This window comes from Acidiferrobacteraceae bacterium (genome assembly GCA_037388825.1).
In the GTDB taxonomy this organism is placed as follows: domain Bacteria; phylum Pseudomonadota; class Gammaproteobacteria; order Acidiferrobacterales; family JAJDNE01; genus JARRJV01.
The window spans coordinates 1-5,260 of the sequence record JARRJV010000099.1 but is presented as its reverse complement, the minus strand read 5'-3'; the positions used below and the strand labels follow the sequence as shown (position 1 = coordinate 5,260).

Here is a 5,260-nt window from a genome sequence, read left to right as displayed (position 1 = left end):
GGGCCCGGGATCAGCCCTTGTCACCCCTTGTAAGGGGGCAAGTCATCTTGTACCATTCGCGCTCTTTTTTTCACGGTCAGCCAGGAAGATACGGCAAATGAAGACCTTTTCGGCAAAACCCGAAACCGCGCAGCACGACTGGTTCGTTGTCGACGCCAGCGACAAGGTGCTGGGACGCCTGGCGACGGAAATCGCGCGCCGCCTGCGCGGCAAGCACAAGCCCGTGTTCACACCCCATGTGGATACCGGCGATTACATCGTTGTCATCAATGTCGACAAGATCGCCGTTACCGGTAACAAGGAACTGGGCAAGATGTATTACCATCACACCGGCTTTCCTGGCGGCATCAAGGGCGCGCCGCTGGCCGAGATGCGGGCGACCCATCCCGAGCGGATTCTGGAAAGCGCGGTGCGCGGCATGCTGCCAAAGAACGCGCTGGGCCGGGCCATGATCAAGAAGCTGAAGATTTATTCCGGTCCCGAGCATCGGCATGCTGCCCAGCAGCCGAAGACCCTCGAGATCTAAGGTACGGAGAGCCCCATGGCGCAAGCAGAACGAACCTACGGAACCGGCCGACGCAAGTCCTCGACCGCCCGCGTGTATCTCACGCCCGGCAGTGGCCAGATCCTGATCAACAAGCGTCCGCTGGACACTTACTTCGGTCGCGAAACCTCGCGCATGATCGTGCGCCAGCCCTTCGCTGCCGTGTCCATGGAAGATCGCTTTGATGTGCAGGTGAACGTGCGCGGCGGCGGCCCCAACGGCCAGGCCGGTGCCATTCGCCACGGCATCACCCGCGCCCTCATCGCCTATGATGAGTCCCTGCGCCAGCCGCTGCGCAAGGCCGGTTTCGTCACCCGCGACGCCCGTGAGGTCGAACGCAAGAAGTACGGCCTGCACAAGGCGCGCAAGGCATCGCAGTACTCCAAGCGCTAGCGTGGATGAACTGAAAACGATGCATCAAAAAGGCCACCTACGGGTGGCCTTTTGTTTTGAGGTTTTGGGAGTAGGACCCGGCCCGCTAAACTTGAATCCATGAGCACTTCCAGCAGCAAGAGAACGCCCGGCCGCAACGATCCATGCCCGTGCGGAAGCGGAAAGAAATACAAAAAGTGTCACGGCGCAAGTGAACATGTGGCGGGCTCTGCGTCGGGTGCCCCGGCGCGTCGCGAGGGCGTGGAGCAGCGATTCGCACGGGCCTACCAATTGTTTCAGCGGGGCGCATTTGCGGAGGCGGCAGAAATCTGCGCCGATATTCTGCAACAGAAACCCAAACACATTCATGCCAACCACTTGTTGGGCCTGTGTCGCTACCAGGAGGGAGACTATCAAGGCGCGCTCCCGTGTCTTGAGCGCGCGGTGAGCCTGGATCCAGCTGATCCCGATGCGCGCACGAATCTGGCAATGGCCCTGAGTCGCCTGGGCATTCTGCCGGATGCCGAATCCCATGCTCGCCGTGCAGTGGAACTGGATCCCCGGGCGGCAGCCCCGCAGGCCCTGCTGGGAAAAATCCTCCTCGACATGGGCAACTTGTCCGAGGCATCGACAATTCTGGAGCGGGCGCAACGCATCGGACCCGACAATCCCGATGTCCTCTGTGCCTGCGGTGAACTGCTCCGGGCGGAACGCCGTCTCCAGGAGGCCAAACAGTTGTATGAAAAGGCGGTCGCGGTCGCACCCGACTCGGTGCAGGCACTGAACGATCTGGGTTTGGTGCTGAACGAGCTTCGGGACTTCGACGGTGCGCAGGCGAGTCTCGACCGCGCGAGGGGATTGGCACCTGATGACCCTGATATCCTGATCAATCTCGGCAACGTCGCAAACAGTCGCGGTGACATCGAGGGGGCGCGCCAGTGGTTTCGCCGGGCACTCCAGGCAAATGAACGCTTTCCCCTGGCGTATATGAATCTGGCAAGTCTGGCCACGCAGGAGGGCGATTGGAGGCAGGCAGAATTGTGGCTGGAGCGAGGGATAGAAGCCTGCCCGGATACGCCAACGCTATATGAACAAATAGCCGTACTCCACGCCGAACGGCAGGATCTTGTTCGCGCCATGGAAGCGTTGGAAAAAGCGGTCCGGGCGGGCGGAGATACAGCGCAGACGGAGTTGGCGCGGGCCGAAATATGCGATCGCCGCCACGACCCGGAGGGCGCCGCCGCCGCCTACATGCAGGCAGCGGAACTGGATGACCACAACCCCGACCTGTTGCTCAAGTTTGCCGACTTCGAGGAGCAACACAACCGCTATGCCAGTGCGGCGCAATTGGCGGCGCGCGCCATCGTCCTTGATCCATCGCGGGAGCCCGAAGCTCGCATCCTTGCTGCGCGTGCAGCTCGCCGCCAGCGAGACTACACAAGGGCGGAGGCGGAACTCTCGGGGCTCGATATTGACTTGTTGCCAACCGCCTTGCAGGTAGAGGCCTGGTATGAACTGGGATCTTTGCGCGATACCCAGGGCGACTTTTCATCGGCATTCGACGCCTTCACCAATGGGGCACATGCGGCCATTCGCCAGGGTGGTCTCAATTTTGATTCGGAAAGGGCTGCAGCCGCACTGCAACACGATCGGGACATCTTGTCGCCGGAGGCCTTGCGCAGTCTGCAGAGGTTCGAGGGTGACCCTGGCGCCAAGGGTAAGCCGATCTTCGTTGTCGGGTTCCTGCGCTCGGGAACGACGCTGCTGGAGCAGATCCTGAGCTCGCATCCCATGGTGGAGGCCGGCGACGAACTGATGGCCCTTCCCGATCTGGCGTATCGCATATCGGACGAAGTGGCCCCCGACAGTTCATACCCGGAATGCCTGCTCCACCTGAAGAGCGAGTCTGCTCAAGAAGTATTGGCACGCTGGCGTCACCTGTATCTTCAGGCGGTACGCAACTTCGGCCTCGATGTAGATCACTGCGACTACTTCACGGACAAACTGCCGCTCAATATCCTCAGGTTACCCCTGATCAGCATGGTCTTTCCGGAAGCGCCGATTCTCCATATTCGTCGCAATCCGATGGACTGCGTGTTATCCAATTTCGTGACCAATATCGGCCCGATCAACGACTGGGCCTACAACCTGGAACACGGGGCGCAGCACTATCGGGAGGTGATGGGAATGGCCGACTACTATCGGGACAACCTGCCCATGCGGTACCATGAGTTGCGATACGAAGACCTGGTTACGAAGCCCGAACCGGTCCTCCGGGAGATCGCCGATTTTGTGGATTTGCCATGGGACGATCGCATGTTGCGTTTTCACGAAAGTGAACGCGTGGCCCGCACGCCCAGCCATGCCCAGGTGGCGCAGCCCCTGTATACCCGCTCCATCGGGCGCTACCGCCACTATGAGAAGTACCTTGAAAAACCTCTGGCGATCCTGGAGCCATTGATGCGAGGCTACGGCGAGGGCGATGGAAATTGACCTTGAATCCCGATCTTCATAGAATCTGCCGCCCTGTATTGGGGGATCGTCTAATGGTAGGACAGCGGACTCTGACTCCGCCAGTCTAGGTTCGAATCCTAGTCCCCCAGCCACTTGTGCAACAAACCCGCCGATAGGCGGGTTTGTTGTTTGGAAATCCTGATCGCTCTTTCAGGCGGCATCCCGGTGGTCCAGGTCATTCGGACCTTTGGGATCGGAACAATTAAACCGAATCTCCGGGACCTCCAGCATGCGCAGACAAAACAGCAGATCACGAACGAGTTCGGGATGGGTTGCCTGCAGGCGAGCCGGAAAGACGAAACAATGAGAGGTTCCACAGGCGTTGCAGATACCGCAGGGGAGCGGAGCTTCCTGCCCTTGCCAGTGGGCCTTGGCAATTCCCATCAGGCGGTCAGTCCAGTTGGATGGACGAACTCGTCCCGTTTGGGGACCGAAAACAAGGACTGGTTCCCGGAATTCCATGGTGCTCGATTCCTTGTGCCTTGCCGCAATCGCTGTGATGAACTCGCCGCCGAGCGGTGCTTGTAATCACCTCCGGCATTGGCCCGCAACGAGCAACGAACGTGCCATCATCCGTGTCTGCGAAAACCTGCGGGTTTTTCCGTCCCGGCGAAGACGGTTCCACATATGGCGCACCGCAAGTGGTGCAGTCGCCTCCGGTTCTGTTCCGCATCGGTGCATTTGTTGATCCGTGGTCGGCTTGATTCGAACTTGTTCAATGACAGGTTAAGAACAGTCGCCTGCCTTATCTTTGTCTTTACGCGTTTTGTTCGGAGACGGTGCGCAACGCTTGTTCAATCGCAAATTCGCGCACGCTGGTGGTGCGGTCCGAACTGCATCAACGAAAAGCCCCGGCGTTGCCGGGGCTTCGTGCGTTCTCCAGACCAGAATCTACAGCGTGAGATTGAATCGGAAGAACGCTGGCGTTGCGAACGTGGTTGTGCCACCCGTGCTGGACGCTGCGCCGAGGTCAATGAGGATTTTCGGCTTGGGCATCCAGCGAAGCCCGAGAAACAGATTCGTCGAGGTCGGGCTCGGGCTCAGTTGCATATTCAGCTCCGCGCCCAGTGCCATGTTGCCCGACATCTTCTTGCTTGCTGGCAGTGAATAGAACGCCGCACCCTTGGCGAAGGTGTAGGTCTGTCCCCCGGCGCCATCACTGTAGAGTTCACCGTTCCCGTTATAGAGCAAGGCACCGCTCTTGCCGGTATAAGAAAACCCGGCACTGAAATTGGTGTACGAGGTACCACCGCCGGACGTGGTAAACAGGCGGCCGTAGGCGGCCATGTGACGGTTGAATCCATACTTGTACCCGATGCCACCGGCCGGACCGTAGATCAGCTGGAGTTCTCCACCCAGTGCACCGATTCGAATGCCATTGTCGGCCCAGGGCGTTATGCCACCGCCAACCAGGTCTATCTGAATATCGCCCTTCTTCAGGATTCCGGCGAATTCCTGCTCGAACCCGTAAGAAGGATAGGGTGCAGTGGATTGTGCCAGGGCCGGCGTGGCGACGGAAACGAGGGAGGCGAGGAGTGTTGCTGTAACTAACTGTTTTTTCACTTTTTTCTCCTTAGACATAGAGACAAGACTGGGGGACCCCCAGGGTCCGAAGGATCAGTCCGCGAGACTATACGCGCACTGATCTGGCTGAGTATCGGTTGTCGGCCGGCTGGCGGACCGACGGCTAAGCTGCCAAGATAAAGTGCAGATCAGATATTCTTGCTTGAAGCCAAGTGTTGCAAAAACGATACAGAATTTGGCCTGGAGCCGACTCGAGAAATAGGCTTGCGGATGCTGGTTTATGTGTGTTTAATATGCCCCAGCGTC

4 protein-coding genes and 1 tRNA gene are annotated in these 5,260 nt (G+C 59.1%); 4 read left to right on the top strand and 1 reads right to left on the bottom strand.

Annotation, left to right across the window (positions count from 1 at the left end; genetic code table 11):
* The first annotated feature begins 97 nt into the window (after positions 1-97).
* From rplM to P8X48_12390, 4 genes are all read left to right on the top strand, one after another.
* The gene (gene rplM, locus P8X48_12405) at positions 98-526 is read left to right on the top strand and encodes a 50S ribosomal protein L13 (GenBank protein MEJ2108106.1); all 429 of its coding nucleotides are present in this window, start codon (positions 98-100) and stop codon (positions 524-526) included.
* A 15-nt stretch (positions 527-541) separates the two neighbouring features.
* Positions 542-937, top strand: coding sequence for a 30S ribosomal protein S9 (gene rpsI / locus P8X48_12400; GenBank protein ID MEJ2108105.1), 396 nt, complete (start codon positions 542-544; stop codon positions 935-937).
* A 198-nt stretch (positions 938-1,135) separates the two neighbouring features.
* Entirely contained in the window at positions 1,136-3,409 is a 2,274-nt protein-coding gene (locus P8X48_12395; GenBank protein MEJ2108104.1) for a tetratricopeptide repeat protein, read from the top strand.
* Positions 3,410-3,448: 39 nt separating this feature from the next.
* Positions 3,449-3,522, top strand: a tRNA-Gln gene (locus tag P8X48_12390).
* 799 nt (positions 3,523-4,321) lie between these two features.
* Here the strand turns inward: P8X48_12390 and P8X48_12385 are convergent.
* On the bottom strand, positions 4,322-4,993 hold the full coding sequence (locus P8X48_12385) for a hypothetical protein (GenBank protein MEJ2108103.1): 672 nt from the start codon (positions 4,991-4,993) through the stop codon (positions 4,322-4,324).
* Positions 4,994-5,260: the final 267 nt, after the last annotated feature.